Consider the following 13,618-nt stretch of genomic DNA (forward strand, 5'->3'; position numbering starts at 1 on the left):
TCCTGCGAGAAACCAATTCATGGCTGAAAATACTGAACTGCGCAAAGCCGGCTTGAAGGTGACCCTGCCCCGGCTGAAGATTCTTCAATTGCTCGAATCTGCCGGACAACGGCACATGAGTGCGGAGGATGTCTACAAGGCGCTGATGGAGGCCGAGGAAGACGTTGGTCTGGCGACGGTATACCGGGTTTTGACCCAGTTCGAGAGCGCCGGTCTGGTAGTCAGGCACAATTTTGATGGTGGTCATGCAGTGTTTGAGCTGGCCGATGGCGGCCATCATGACCACATGGTCTGTGTGGATACCGGTGAGGTGATCGAATTCATGGATGCCGAGATCGAGCGTCGGCAGAAGGAAATTGTCAAACAGCACGGCTTCGAACTGGTCGAGCACAATCTGGTGCTGTATGTGCGCAAGTCGCGAAAAAAAGATGCCTGACGCATTGTTGATGCGTGTCTGCGACGGCGACCCGGGGGTCGCCGTTTTTTATGCCTGATCAATTGTTGGCGATCGTCACCAGCTTGCGTGCGTGAGCCAGGGACTCTTCTGTCAGGTCGACACCGCCGAGCATGCGTGCGATTTCCTCGATTTGCGCCGCTTTGTCCAGTGCGGTGATGGCTGTGCGGGTTTCACTGCTGCCGCGCTCCTTGTGCACGAACAGGTGCTGATGCCCCTGTGCCGCCACTTGAGGCAGGTGCGTGACGGTCAGTACCTGGCCATGCTCGCCCAGTTGGCGCAGCAGTTGGCCGACCACTTCTGCGGTGGGCCCGCCAATGCCTACGTCCACTTCGTCAAAAACCAGTGTCGGCACTCTGGATGTCTGCGCAGTGATGACCTGAATGGCCAGGCTGATGCGCGAAAGCTCTCCTCCCGAGGCTACTTTTGCCAGCGCCTTGAGCGGCTGCCCGGGGTTGGCGCTGACCAGGAATTCAACCAGTTCCAGGCCGGCGGGGTGTGGGTCGTTGGTGTCGGTAGCAGGCAGCTCAATGCCCAGCCGCCCTCCCGGCATGCCCAGCCGCTGCATCTCGGTTTCAACGGCAGTCGAGAGCTGGGCGGCCGCAGTCTGGCGCATCCGGCTGAGTTCGGTGGCCTTTTCCTGGTAGTGACGGGCATAGGCGTCCAGCTCTGTCTGTAACTGCTCGACGGCCAGATCGTCGGCATTCAGTCCGTCCAGTTCTTCGAGCAGTTTCTGCTGCAAGCCGGGCAGCTCCAGAGGCTTGATCCGGTGCTTGCGCGCCAGGTTGTAGATGGCGTCGAGTCGCTCTTCCAGCAGTTGCTGGCGCTGCGGGTCAGCATCAAAGTGGTCGAGAAAACGATTCAGTTCGCCCACCGCTTCCTCGACCTGTATCTGCGCGCTGGTCAGCAGGCTGACGGTTTCACTGATGGCGCCGGTATGTCCGGGGAAGGCGGTCAGGCGTTGCAGGCTGGTGGCCAATGCCGACAGCACGTTGCCGGCATCACTGTCGCTGCACAGGTCGAGAACCTGCTTGCAGGCTGCAAGCAGCTGTTCGGCGTTGCTCAGGGTGCGGTGTTCCTGCTCCAGTTGCTCCAGTTCGTGATCACCCAGGGCCAGATTTTCCAGTTCTTCGATCTGGTAGCTGAGTAGCTGGTGCTGGGCCCGCTGTTCGTTGCTGTTGCTGGACAGGCGCTGCAGTTGCTGGCTGGTCTGGCGCCAGCGCTGAGCGGCCAATTGCACCTGACGGGCCAGTTCGCTGGCGCCGGCGAACTCATCGAGCAGGCGTCTATGGGTGTCGGTTTTCAGCAGCGACTGGTGCTCGTGCTGGCTGTGAATATCGATGAGTAGTTCGCCGAGGGCCTTGAGATCCGCTTGCGGGCAGGGGCTGCCATTGATGTAGGCGCGTGAGCGGCCTTCGGCGGTAATGACCCGGCGCAGGATGCACGGGCCGTCCTGATCCAGGTCGCGCTGGGCCAGCCAGTCGCGGGCTTCGGGTATTTCACTCAGATCAAAGCTGGCGAGGATGTCGGCCTTGTCACTGCCGGGGCGCACTACGCCGCTGTCGGTACGGTCGCCAAGGGCCAGGCCAAGGGCGTCGAGCATGATGGATTTGCCGGCACCGGTCTCGCCGGTGATCACCGTCATGCCCTGCTGCAGTTCAATATCGAGGTGTTCGACGATGGCGAAATTGTTCACAGCCAGATGGATCAGCATGGGGCACCTCGAATGTTGAATGCTGTGTATTTATACAGTATCCGATTTGCTGCTGACAATCACCTTTGCCCTTGAAGCCGGGCACACAGTCCCCATATAGATGCTCAGTGCAAGGCGGAAGCGTGTTGACGCCCCAATTGAGAGGAAAAGTTGATGGTTGACGAAGTGGATCTGGATAGCCCGAACCCTGAAGCCCGGCAAACTGCGGAGGCAGGCGAGGATTTGCAGGCGCGCATTCAAACGCTCGAAGAGCAGCTGGCCGAGGCGCAGGACCAGTCCCTACGGGTTGCTGCCGACATGCAGAACGTGCGTCGGCGTGCCGAGCTTGATGTCGAGAAGGCACACAAATTTGCGCTGGAAAAGCTGGTCACCGACCTCCTGCCGGTGGTTGACAGCATCGAGCGCGGACTTGAGTTGACCAGTGCGGATGATGAGGCGAGCAAGCCTGTGCGTGAAGGCATGGAGCTGACCCTCAAGTTGCTGGTCGATACCCTCAAGCGTTATCAGGTAGATGCGCTGGATCCACATGGCGAGCCCTTCAATGCCGAGCACCATCAGGCGATGGCCATGCAGGAAAGTCCCGAGGTGGAGCCCAACAGTGTGCTCAAGGTGTTCCAGAAAGGGTATCTGCTCAATGGCCGCCTGTTGCGGCCTGCCATGGTTGTGGTGAGCAAGGCGCCGTCTGCAACCCAGTCCTAGATCGATGGGTGTACTTGAAATTTCCAAGGCAACCCCCATCTGTTAGTTCAAGCGTTTAATGCTGCCGTGATGACCTGATTGCAGGTTGTGGCGGTAATCAAGAATCAAGTCAAAGTATTGGAGAATATTCATGGGCAAGATTATCGGTATCGACCTGGGGACCACCAACTCCTGCGTCTCCATTCTGGAAAACGGCAAAGCCAAAGTCATCGAGAACGCCGAAGGTGCACGCACCACGCCATCGATCATTGCCTATGCCAATGACGGTGAAATTCTGGTTGGCCAGTCGGCCAAGCGCCAGGCAGTGACCAATCCGCATAACACCCTGTATGCGGTGAAGCGCCTGATTGGCCGTCGTTTTGCTGAGGATGTCGTACAGAAAGACATCCAGATGGTGCCGTACAAGATCGTCAAGGCTGACAACAACGACGCCTGGGTCGAGGTCAACGGCCAGAAGATGGCGCCGCCGCAGATCTCTGCGGAAATTCTGAAGAAAATGAAAAAAACCGCCGAAGACTATCTGGGCGAAGCAGTCACCGAAGCGGTTATCACCGTGCCGGCCTACTTCAATGACAGTCAGCGTCAGGCGACCAAGGACGCCGGCCGCATCGCCGGTCTGGACGTCAAGCGCATCATCAACGAGCCGACCGCGGCAGCACTGGCCTATGGCATGGACAAGGCCAAGGGCGACCACACCGTGATCGTCTATGACCTGGGCGGCGGAACCTTCGACGTGTCGGTAATCGAGATTGCCGAAGTGGATGGCGAGCACCAGTTCGAAGTACTGGCCACCAACGGTGACACCTTCCTCGGCGGTGAAGATTTCGATATTCGTCTGATCGACTACCTGGTCGACGAGTTCAAGAAAGAAACCGGCATGAACCTCAAGGGTGATCCGCTGGCCATGCAGCGCCTGAAGGAAGCCGCCGAGAAGGCCAAGATCGAGCTGTCTTCCAGCCAGTCGACCGACGTCAACCTGCCGTACATCACTGCAGATGCCAGCGGACCGAAGCACCTCAACGTGAAGATTTCCCGTGCCAAGCTGGAGTCGCTGGTTGAAGATCTGGTGCAGCGCACCATCGAGCCATGCCGTATCGCCCTGAAAGATGCCGGCATCGAGATCAGCGCGATCAACGACGTGATTCTGGTCGGTGGCCAGACCCGTATGCCGCTGGTGCAGAAGCTGGTGACCGAATTCTTCGGCAAGGAAGCGCGCAAGGACGTCAACCCGGACGAAGCCGTAGCCATGGGCGCGGCGATTCAGGGTGCGGTACTGGCCGGTGACGTCAAGGACGTATTGCTGCTGGACGTTACGCCGCTGACGCTGGGTATCGAGACCATGGGCGGCGTGATGACCGCACTGATCGAGAAGAACACCACCATTCCGACCAAGAAGTCGCAGGTGTTTTCCACCGCCGATGACAATCAGGGCGCGGTAACCATCCACGTGCTGCAGGGTGAGCGCAAGCAGGCCGCTGGCAACAAATCGCTGGGCAAGTTTGATCTGGCCGAGATTCCGCCGGCGCCGCGTGGCGTACCGCAGATCGAAGTAACCTTCGATATCGACGCCAACGGTATCCTGCATGTTGGCGCCAAAGACAAGGCCACCGGCAAGACCCAGTCGATCGTGATCAAGGCCAACTCCGGTCTGTCCGAGGAGGAAATCGAGCAGATGGTGCGTGATGCCGAGGCCAATGCCGAGGAAGACCGCAAGTTCGAAGAGCTGGCCACTGCGCGCAATCAGGGCGATCAGCTGGTGCATGCCACCCGCAAGATGGTCACTGAAGCCGGTGACAAGGCGACCGACGATGAGAAGGCGGCGATCGAGAAAGCGCTTGGCGAACTGGAAGTTGCCGTCAAGGGCGACGACAAGGCTGACATCGAGGCGAAAATGACCGCGCTGTCCCAGGCCACCGCACCGCTGGCACAGAAGATGTATGCCGAGCAGGCGGAAGCCGGCCAGGCGGCGCCGGAAGGCGAGCAGGCACAGGCTGGCGATGATGTGGTCGATGCCGAGTTCGAAGAGGTTAAAGACAACAAGTAACCTGCCTGTCTGGCTGTTGCCTTGCCGGAATAGCGGTGCGGCAACGGCCATGCGCTCCGGTTTTCCGGTGTCAGCGTTGACTGGATAAAAGCCGCGCGGGAGCTTGCTCCCGCGTAGGCGTATCTGGAGTAGATGAATTTGAAGGTGTTGATGATTTATGGCCAAGCGTGACTATTACGAAATCCTCGGTGTCGAGCGGGGCGTTAGCGAAGCGGAGTTGAAAAAGGCCTACCGCCGTCTGGCAATGAAATATCACCCGGATCGCAGTCCGGATGACAAGAACGCCGAAGAAAAATTCAAGGAAGCCAGCGAAGCCTACGAAGTGCTCTCCGATGCGGCCAAGCGTTCGGCTTATGATCAGTACGGCCATGCCGGGGTTGACCCGCAGATGGGCGGTGGCGGCGGATTTGGCGGCGGGAACTTCTCCGATATTTTCGGCGATGTGTTCAGCGATTTCTTTGGTGGCGGCGGCGGTCGTGGCGGTCAGCGCGGTGGCCCCCAGCGCGGCAGTGATCTGCGCTACACGCTGGATCTCGATCTGGAAGATGCCGTTCGCGGGACCACGGTAACCATTCGTGTACCGACGCTGGTCAACTGCAAGCCCTGCGAGGGTTCCGGAGCGAAGAAAGGCAGCACTCCGGTGAGCTGTACGACCTGTGGCGGTATCGGCCAGGTGCGCATGCAACAGGGCTTCTTTTCGGTGCAGCAGACCTGTCCGCGTTGTCATGGCAGCGGCAAGATGATCACCGATCCCTGCACCAGCTGCCACGGGCAGGGCCGGGTTGAAGAGCACAAGACGCTTTCGGTCAAGGTTCCGCCAGGTGTGGACAGCGGGGATCGGATTCGTCTCACCGGCGAAGGTGAGGCGGGCGCCCAGGGCGGGCCGGCAGGCGACCTCTATGTGGTAGTCAGCGTGCGCGAGCACCAGATTTTCCAGCGCGATGGCAAGCACTTGTATTGCGAAGTGCCGATCAGCTTCGTCGATGCTGCGCTGGGTGGCGAGCTGGAAGTGCCGACCCTTGATGGCCGGGTCAAGCTGAAGATCCCGGAAGGTACCCAGACCGGCAAGCTGTTCAGGCTGCGCGGTAAAGGGGTGGCACCGGTGCGTGGTGGTGGTGCAGGTGACCTGATGTGCAAGGTGCTGATCGAGACGCCGGTCAAACTGACCCGGCATCAGCGCGAACTGCTCGAAGGCTTCCGCGACAGTTTGCAGGGTGACGAATTGCACTCACCCAAGACCAGTAGCTGGTTTGAGGGTGTAAAGCGTTTTTTCGGTGATCTTTGAGCGGTTTGCGTAAGGTTGCGGCTTGGGTCTGAGGGCGTGGATCCCTGAACTATGGAGCAAGAGAGATGCCACGAATAGCAGTGATGGGTGCCGCCGGGCGCATGGGCAAAACCCTGGTCGAAGCGGTGCAGCAGGCCGCAGGTGCGGAGCTGGGGGCGGCGTTTGACCGGCCGGACAGCAGTCTGATCGGTGCGGATGTGGGCGAACTGGCTGGCGTTGGCAAGCTGGGCTTGAGTCTGCAGGCCGACCTGCGCCAGGCGCTGGAGCAGTTTGATGTGCTGATCGATTTCACCCATCCCACGGTTACCCTGCAGAACCTCGAAATATGCCGTCAGGCCGGCAAGCCCATGGTGATTGGCACTACCGGTTTTTCCGCAGACGAAAAGCAGCTGCTGGCTGAGGCCGGCAGAGAGATTCCGATCGTCTTTGCGGCCAATTACAGCGTGGGTGTGAACCTCTGCCTGAAATTGCTGGATACGGCGGCCCGGGTGCTGGGCGATGACGTCGATATCGAAATCATCGAAGCCCATCACCGGCACAAGGTGGATGCCCCTTCCGGCACCGCCTTGCGCATGGGCGAAGTGGTGGCCAATGCGCTGGGTCGCGATCTGCAGAAGGTAGCGGTGTATGGGCGCGAAGGCCAGACCGGTGCCCGTGCCCGTGAAACCATTGGCTTTGCCACAGTGCGCGCCGGCGATGTGGTCGGTGATCACACGGTGCTGTTTGCGGCCGAGGGCGAAAGGGTGGAAATTACCCACAAAGCCTCCAGCCGCATGACCTTCGCCAGTGGTGCAGTGAGGGCGTCGTTATGGCTGTCAGGCCAGCCGGCCGGGCTGTATGACATGCAGGATGTGCTGGGGCTGCGCTGAATACACTGCAACATGCCCTGCGCGGTGGACCGAAAAAGCCTTTCCCTGTAGACTTCCCGCTTTAGTGTATCCACTAAAAGTTGCGCAGAATGAATAAGTAGAAAAAGCGGGGTGACGGTCGATACGTCATCCCGCTTTTTTTGCGATTTGCTGTGCGCGAAGTATCGACTGACGGGAGGTCTTCTTGAGTAAGCCAGCCATACTCGCCCTTGCTGATGGCAGCATTTTTCACGGCGAGGCCATCGGTGCAGATGGCCATACTATTGGTGAGGTCGTATTCAATACGGCTATGACCGGTTATCAGGAAATCCTTACCGATCCTTCCTATGCCCAGCAGATAGTCACGCTTACCTATCCGCATATCGGCAATACCGGCACCACCCCCGAGGATGCCGAGTCGCACCGCGTCTGGGCGGCAGGGCTGGTTATTCGTGACTTGCCGCTGACGGCGAGCAACTGGCGGAACAAGTTGCCGCTGGCAGACTATCTGGTTGAAAACGGTACGGTAGCGATTGCCGGCATCGACACCCGTCGCCTGACGCGCATTTTGCGTGAAAAAGGCTCGCAGAACGGCTGCATCCTGGCCGGTGCGGGTGCTACTGCGGAAAAAGCCCTGGAACTGGCGCGCAGCTTTCCCGGCCTCAAGGGTATGGATCTGGCGAAAGTGGTCAGTTGTGACGCCGGCTACGAGTGGCGCTCGAGCGTCTGGTCGCTGCAGACCGACAGTCACCAGGACATAGCAGCCGGCGATCTGCCTTATCACGTGGTGGCCTACGATTACGGGGTCAAGTTCAACATCCTGCGCATGCTGGTGGCACGGGGTTGCCGCCTGACGGTGGTGCCTGCGCAAACGCCGGCCAGTGAAGTACTTGCTCTCAAGCCGGATGGCGTCTTCCTGTCCAACGGTCCTGGCGATCCGGAGCCTTGCGATTACGCCATTCAGGCCATCAGGGACGTGCTGGAAACCGATATTCCGGTATTCGGTATCTGCCTCGGCCATCAGTTGCTGGCTCTGGCTTCAGGTGCGAAGACCATGAAAATGGGCCATGGCCATCATGGTGCCAACCACCCGGTACAGGATCTGCAAAGCGGCGTGGTGATGATCACCAGCCAGAACCACGGTTTCGCTGTCGACGAGAACAGCCTGCCGGCTTCCCTGCGCGCGACGCACAAGTCCTTGTTCGACGGCACCCTGCAGGGGATCGAGCGTACGGACAAGGTGGCCTTCAGCTTTCAGGGTCACCCGGAGGCGAGCCCCGGGCCGCATGACGTAGCACCGCTGTTTGATCGTTTTATTGCCGCCATGGCTGCACGCAGCCCGCAACAGAGTCAGTAAAGCCAGTAGAGCCAAGGAATTCGAGAGTTACCCATGCCAAAACGTACAGATATCAAAAGCATCCTTATTCTCGGCGCCGGACCCATTGTCATTGGTCAGGCCTGCGAGTTCGACTATTCAGGTGCTCAGGCGTGTAAAGCGCTGAAGGAAGAAGGCTTTCGCGTCATCCTGGTGAACTCCAACCCCGCCACCATCATGACCGATCCGGCCATGGCCGATGCCACCTACATCGAGCCGATCAAGTGGCAAACAGTGGCCAAGATCATCGAAAAGGAACGCCCCGATGCGCTGCTGCCGACTATGGGCGGGCAGACCGCGCTGAACTGCGCGCTGGATCTGGAGAAGCACGGTGTCCTGGAAAAATTCGGCGTAGAGATGATTGGCGCCAATGCCGACACCATCGACAAGGCCGAAGACCGTTCGCGCTTCGACAAGGCAATGAAGTCCATTGGTCTGGCCTGCCCGGTTTCCGGCATCGCGCACAACATGGAAGAGGCTTACGGCGTACTGGAGAAGGTCGGTTACCCCTGCATCATCCGGCCGTCCTTCACCATGGGCGGCACCGGCGGCGGGATTGCCTACAACCGCGAAGAGTTCGAGGAAATCTGTGCTCGCGGCCTGGATCTGTCACCGACCAGCGAGTTGCTGATCGACGAGTCGCTGATCGGCTGGAAAGAGTACGAGATGGAAGTGGTCCGCGACAAAAAGGACAACTGCATCATCGTCTGCTCTATCGAGAACTTCGATCCGATGGGTGTGCATACCGGTGACTCGATCACCGTGGCCCCGGCGCAGACCCTGACCGACAAGGAATACCAGATCATGCGTAACGCCTCGCTGGCGGTGTTGCGCGAGATTGGCGTGGAAACCGGCGGTTCCAACGTGCAGTTCGGCATCTGCCCGAACACCGGACGCATGGTGGTGATCGAGATGAACCCGCGCGTGTCGCGTTCCTCGGCACTGGCCTCCAAGGCCACCGGCTTCCCGATTGCCAAGATCGCCGCCAAGCTGGCGGTCGGCTACACCCTCGACGAGCTGCAGAATGACATAACCGGCGGTCGCACCCCGGCGTCCTTCGAGCCGGCGATCGACTATGTAGTCACCAAGATTCCGCGTTTTGCCTTCGAGAAATTCCCCAAGGCAGATGCGCGCCTGACCACCCAGATGAAGTCGGTAGGTGAAGTCATGGCCATTGGCCGCACCTTCCAGGAATCGATCCAGAAAGCTTTGCGCGGTCTGGAAGTTGGGGTCTCCGGCTTTGATCCGATGCTTGACCTGAATGATCCCGAGGCGGAAAGCACGCTACGTCGCGAGCTTACCGTGCCGAGTGCCGATCGCGTCTGGTATGTGGCTGATGCCTTCCGTGCCGGTAAAACAGTCGCCGATGTGTTCGAGCTGACGCGCATTGACGAATGGTTTCTGGTGCAGATCGAGGATCTGATCAAGGAAGAAGAGGCCATCAAAACCCAGGCCCTGTCGACCATAGATCGCGAGCGCATGTACAAGCTCAAGCGCAAGGGTTTCTCCGATGCACGTCTGGCCAAATTGCTGGGCGTGACCGAGAAAACCCTGCGTAGCCATCGGCACAAGCTGAAAGTGTTGCCGGTGTACAAGCGGGTGGATACCTGCGCCGCCGAGTTTGCCACCGATACCGCCTACATGTACTCGACCTACGAGGAAGAGTGCGAAGCCGCGCCGTCCGCTCGCGAGAAGATCATGATTCTCGGCGGCGGCCCCAACCGTATCGGTCAGGGCATCGAGTTCGATTATTGCTGCGTGCATGCCGCGCTGGCCATGCGTGAAGACGGTTACGAGACCATCATGGTCAACTGCAACCCGGAAACCGTATCCACCGACTATGACACTTCCGATCGCCTGTATTTCGAGCCGGTGACGCTGGAGGATGTGCTGGAAATCGTCCGCGTCGAGCAGCCGAAAGGCGTGATCGTGCAGTATGGCGGTCAGACGCCGTTGAAGATCTGCCGTGCTCTTGAGGAGGCGGGTGTGCCGATTATCGGTACTTCGCCGGATGCCATTGATCGTGCCGAAGACCGTGAGCGCTTCCAGCAGATGGTGCAGCGCCTTGGTCTGCGTCAGCCGGCTAACGCCACTGCACGCAGTGAAGATGAAGCACTGAGTCATTCCAAGGTCATCGGTTATCCGCTGGTGGTGCGCCCGTCCTATGTACTGGGTGGCCGTGCCATGGAGATCGTCTACCAGGAAGACGAGCTCAAGCGCTACATGCGCGAGGCGGTAAAAGTCTCCAATGACAGCCCGGTGTTGCTCGATCACTTCCTCAATTGCGCTATCGAGGTAGATGTCGACGCCGTCTGTGACGGTGAAACTGTCGTGATCGGCGCGATCATGCAGCACATCGAACAGGCTGGCGTGCACTCGGGTGATTCCGCGTGTTCGCTGCCACCCTACTCGCTACCGATGCATATCCAGGACGAGATCCGCGACCAGGTCAAGAGAATGGCTCTGGAGCTCGGCGTGGTTGGCCTGATGAATGTGCAAATGGCGGTGCAGGGTGAGGATATCTTCGTTATCGAAGTCAATCCGCGCGCTTCGCGTACCGTGCCGTTCGTCTCCAAATGCGTTGGTGTCTCACTGGCCAAGGTGGCGGCACGGGTCATGGCTGGCAAGTCGCTGGCCGATGCCGGCTACACCACGGAAATCATTCCACCCTTCTTCAGCGTCAAGGAAGCGGTGTTCCCGTTTGCCAAGTTCCCCGGGGTTGACCCGATCCTCGGCCCGGAGATGAAGTCCACCGGCGAAGTGATGGGCGTCGGTGACACCTTCGGCGAGGCCTTCGCCAAGGCTCAGCTGGGTGCCAGTGAGCTTCTGCCGACCTCCGGTTGCGCTTTCATCAGCGTGCGGGAGGACGACAAGCCAGAGGCAGTGCAGGTTGCACGTGATCTGGTGAGTCTAGGCTTCCAGGTCGTAGCCACTGCCGGAACCGCGCGGATCATCGAGGCTGCCGGCTTGCCGGTGCGGCGGGTGAACAAGGTCACCGAAGGCCGTCCGCATGTGGTCGACATGATCAAGAATGAAGAAGTTACCCTGATCATCAATACTACCGAAGGTCGTCAGTCGATTGCCGACTCTTACTCCATCCGGCGCAATGCGCTGCAGCACAAGATTTGCTGCACCACGACTGTTGCCGGTGGGCAGGCTATTTGCGAAGCATTGAAGTTCGGCCCCGAGAAGACCGTGCGCCGTCTTCAGGATCTGCATGCAGGAATCAAGGCATGAATAAATACCCCATGACCGTGCAGGGCGCGCGCGCCCTTGAAGAAGAGTTGCAGCACTTGACCAAGGTCGTGCGGCCCAAGCTCAGCCAGGACATCGGAACCGCCCGCGAGCTGGGCGATCTCAAGGAGAATGCCGAGTACCATGCGGCCCGCGAGCAGCAGGGCATGGTTGAAGCGCGTATCCGCGACATCGAAGGTCGTCTGCAAAATGCCGTAGTGATTGATGTCACCGGGATTGCCCATACCGGCAAGGTGATATTTGGCACAACGGTCGAGATCGCCAACTGCGAAACGGATGAAAGCGTGACCTACCAGATCGTTGGTGAGGACGAAGCCGACATCAAGCAGGGCAAGATTTCTGTCGGCTCTCCGATCGCGCGCGCGCTGGTAGGCAAGGAAGAGGGCGATGTCGTGGTGGTCAAGACACCCAACGGCCTGATCGAGTACGAGATTGTCCAGGTCCGTCATCTTTAAGCAGCCACTGCGGGCAGCCGCCGCAAGTTGGCAGCTGGCACAGATCTTCTGGGTCGGCGGTTTGTGGCTGCTGCACTTTGTCCTGCTGCCGGCGCTTGGCAAATACGGCCTGGCGCCATTGCTGGTCGATGAGCTGGGTGGCGCATTAAGCCGTTTGCTGATCGGGTTTTCGGCATTCTGTGCGCTATTGCAGTTGCTGGTGCTGGTGCAGATCACCCGGCTCAAAGGTTTCTGGCGTGATGTGCGTGGCCAGTTGCTGGTAACCGTGGAGCTTCTGGCGCTGACCTATCTGCTGGTCGGTCACTGGCTGCCGGATGCCTATCGCTGGCTGTTGTTCAATTATCTGCTGCTGGCATTTTGCGGGCTGCTGCTGGTGCTGCAGCCCATCCCGGGAGCGGGCGCCGAGTCGCCAGCTCGGGCGCCCTGACCCGGCGTGCTTCAGCTATTCAAAGTGCCTTGAAGCGGCTGATGTTGGAGAGGTTTTTGTTCGGACGGGCATTTTTTCGATAAATCAGCGCCATTTTGCCTATGGCTTGTACCAGCTCGCAGCTACTGTTCTTGCAAAGCTCGTCGATAATGCTGCGACGCTCTTCGCGCTCCGTGATGCGGAACTGTACCTTGATCAGTTCGTGATCGTTGATGGCGCGCTCAAGTTCTGCCATGACGCCTTCGGTGAGGCCGTTTTCGGCAACAATCAGTACCGGTTTCAGGTGGTGACCGATAGATTTGAATTGTTTTTTCTGCTCCTGAGTGAGCGGCATAATCTGAACCCTTAGTTTGAACCGGTAAAAAGTGGCTGCCAGTGTACCCGAGCAGCCCTGTGAGAGGTATCCAGTGGCACGTTCCAAGACCAGCCCGCGTTGGCTGAAAGAGCATTTTGATGATCCGTTCGTCAAAATGGCGCAGAAAGACGGTTACCGTTCGCGGGCCAGTTACAAGCTGCTGGAAATCCAGGAAAAGGACCGCATCCTGCGGCCGGGGATGACCGTGGTCGATCTGGGTGCAGCGCCGGGAGGCTGGTCGCAGGTAACCAGTCGCTTGATTGGTGGCCGCGGGCGCCTGATTGCATCCGATATCCTGTTGATGGACAGCATTCCGGATGTCACCTTCATTCAGGGTGACTTCACCGAGGATGAAGTGTTCAGTCAGATCCTTCAGGCTGTTGGCGATCAGCCGGTAGACCTTGTGATTTCGGATATGGCCCCCAATATGAGTGGTGTAAGGTCTGCAGATCAGCCGCGGGCCATGTATTTGTGTGAGCTGGCGCTGGACCTTGCCGCACGGGTGCTGGCGCCGGGAGGCGATTTTCTGATCAAGATTTTCCAAGGGGAAGGTTTTGACGAGTATCACAGGCAAGTGCGGACCCTGTTCGATAAGGTGCAGATGCGTAAACCGGTGTCTTCGCGAGACCGTTCCCGCGAGCAATACATGCTGGGTCGCGGGTTTCGCGGCGGGCTGGACGAGTGAAAGTTGCAAAGGGTTACAGAGT

General features: G+C 59.1%; 12 protein-coding genes. 10 read left to right on the top strand and 2 right to left on the bottom strand.

What is annotated here, in order from left to right; all coding sequences use genetic code 11:
* Positions 1 to 19 precede the first annotated feature (19 nt).
* A complete protein-coding gene (gene fur / locus BLT89_RS02725; protein ID WP_090192978.1) occupies positions 20 to 436 on the top strand; it encodes a ferric iron uptake transcriptional regulator in 417 nt (138 codons plus the stop codon).
* A 58-nt stretch (positions 437 to 494) separates the two neighbouring features.
* Here fur and recN read toward each other — a convergent pair whose 3' ends face one another.
* Positions 495 to 2,168: a DNA repair protein RecN gene (recN, locus tag BLT89_RS02730; RefSeq protein WP_090192979.1), complete on the bottom strand. Its 1,674-nt coding sequence runs from the start codon at positions 2,166 to 2,168 to the stop codon at positions 495 to 497.
* 153 nt (positions 2,169 to 2,321) lie between these two features.
* On the opposite strand from recN, the gene grpE reads away from it, so the two are divergent.
* From grpE to BLT89_RS02770, 8 genes are all read left to right on the top strand, one after another.
* Positions 2,322 to 2,867, top strand: coding sequence for a nucleotide exchange factor GrpE (grpE, locus tag BLT89_RS02735; RefSeq protein ID WP_090192980.1), 546 nt, complete (start codon positions 2,322 to 2,324; stop codon positions 2,865 to 2,867).
* Positions 2,868 to 2,997: 130 nt separating this feature from the next.
* Entirely contained in the window at positions 2,998 to 4,911 is a 1,914-nt protein-coding gene (gene dnaK / locus BLT89_RS02740) for a molecular chaperone DnaK (RefSeq protein ID WP_090192981.1), read from the top strand.
* A 157-nt stretch (positions 4,912 to 5,068) separates the two neighbouring features.
* Positions 5,069 to 6,196: a molecular chaperone DnaJ gene (gene dnaJ, locus BLT89_RS02745; RefSeq protein ID WP_090192982.1), complete on the top strand. Its 1,128-nt coding sequence runs from the start codon at positions 5,069 to 5,071 to the stop codon at positions 6,194 to 6,196.
* Positions 6,197 to 6,261: 65 nt separating this feature from the next.
* Complete coding sequence (dapB, locus tag BLT89_RS02750) at positions 6,262 to 7,065, top strand: 4-hydroxy-tetrahydrodipicolinate reductase (RefSeq protein WP_090192983.1); 804 nt, start codon at positions 6,262 to 6,264, stop codon at positions 7,063 to 7,065.
* Between the two features lie 184 nt (positions 7,066 to 7,249).
* Entirely contained in the window at positions 7,250 to 8,401 is a 1,152-nt protein-coding gene (gene carA, locus BLT89_RS02755) for a glutamine-hydrolyzing carbamoyl-phosphate synthase small subunit (protein WP_090192984.1), read from the top strand.
* 33 nt (positions 8,402 to 8,434) lie between these two features.
* On the top strand, positions 8,435 to 11,656 hold the full coding sequence (gene carB, locus BLT89_RS02760; protein WP_090192985.1) for a carbamoyl-phosphate synthase large subunit: 3,222 nt from the start codon (positions 8,435 to 8,437) through the stop codon (positions 11,654 to 11,656).
* On the top strand, positions 11,653 to 12,129 hold the full coding sequence (gene greA / locus BLT89_RS02765) for a transcription elongation factor GreA (RefSeq protein ID WP_090192986.1): 477 nt from the start codon (positions 11,653 to 11,655) through the stop codon (positions 12,127 to 12,129). The genes carB and greA overlap by 4 nt, the downstream gene beginning before the upstream one ends.
* A gap of 7 nt (positions 12,130 to 12,136) precedes the next feature.
* Positions 12,137 to 12,556, top strand: a complete 420-nt coding sequence (locus BLT89_RS02770) for a DUF4149 domain-containing protein (protein WP_090198628.1) — start codon at positions 12,137 to 12,139, stop codon at positions 12,554 to 12,556.
* A gap of 19 nt (positions 12,557 to 12,575) precedes the next feature.
* On the opposite strand, the gene yhbY is transcribed toward BLT89_RS02770, so the two are convergent.
* Positions 12,576 to 12,890: a ribosome assembly RNA-binding protein YhbY gene (yhbY, locus tag BLT89_RS02775; protein ID WP_090192987.1), complete on the bottom strand. Its 315-nt coding sequence runs from the start codon at positions 12,888 to 12,890 to the stop codon at positions 12,576 to 12,578.
* Positions 12,891 to 12,963: 73 nt separating this feature from the next.
* On the opposite strand from yhbY, the gene rlmE reads away from it, so the two are divergent.
* A complete protein-coding gene (rlmE, locus tag BLT89_RS02780; protein ID WP_090192988.1) occupies positions 12,964 to 13,596 on the top strand; it encodes a 23S rRNA (uridine(2552)-2'-O)-methyltransferase RlmE in 633 nt (210 codons plus the stop codon).
* Positions 13,597 to 13,618: the final 22 nt, after the last annotated feature.

It is taken from the genome of Pseudomonas pohangensis, assembly GCF_900105995.1.
GTDB lineage: Bacteria > Pseudomonadota > Gammaproteobacteria > Pseudomonadales > Pseudomonadaceae > Aquipseudomonas > Aquipseudomonas pohangensis.

What these genes read in the sequence shown, in the direction of transcription:
- fur (WP_090192978.1), top strand. Translation starts at nt 20, where the DNA reads ATGGCTGAAAATACTGAACTGCGCAAAGCCGGCTTGAAGGTGACCCTG.
- dnaJ (WP_090192982.1), top strand. Translation starts at nt 5,069, where the DNA reads ATGGCCAAGCGTGACTATTACGAAATCCTCGGTGTCGAGCGGGGCGTT.
- dapB (WP_090192983.1), top strand. Translation starts at nt 6,262, where the DNA reads ATGCCACGAATAGCAGTGATGGGTGCCGCCGGGCGCATGGGCAAAACC.
- grpE (WP_090192980.1), top strand. Translation starts at nt 2,322, where the DNA reads ATGGTTGACGAAGTGGATCTGGATAGCCCGAACCCTGAAGCCCGGCAA.
- greA (WP_090192986.1), top strand. Translation starts at nt 11,653, where the DNA reads ATGAATAAATACCCCATGACCGTGCAGGGCGCGCGCGCCCTTGAAGAA.
- dnaK (WP_090192981.1), top strand. Translation starts at nt 2,998, where the DNA reads ATGGGCAAGATTATCGGTATCGACCTGGGGACCACCAACTCCTGCGTC.
- carB (WP_090192985.1), top strand. Translation starts at nt 8,435, where the DNA reads ATGCCAAAACGTACAGATATCAAAAGCATCCTTATTCTCGGCGCCGGA.
- recN (WP_090192979.1), bottom strand. Translation starts at nt 2,168, where the DNA reads ATGCTGATCCATCTGGCTGTGAACAATTTCGCCATCGTCGAACACCTC.
- yhbY (WP_090192987.1), bottom strand. Translation starts at nt 12,890, where the DNA reads ATGCCGCTCACTCAGGAGCAGAAAAAACAATTCAAATCTATCGGTCAC.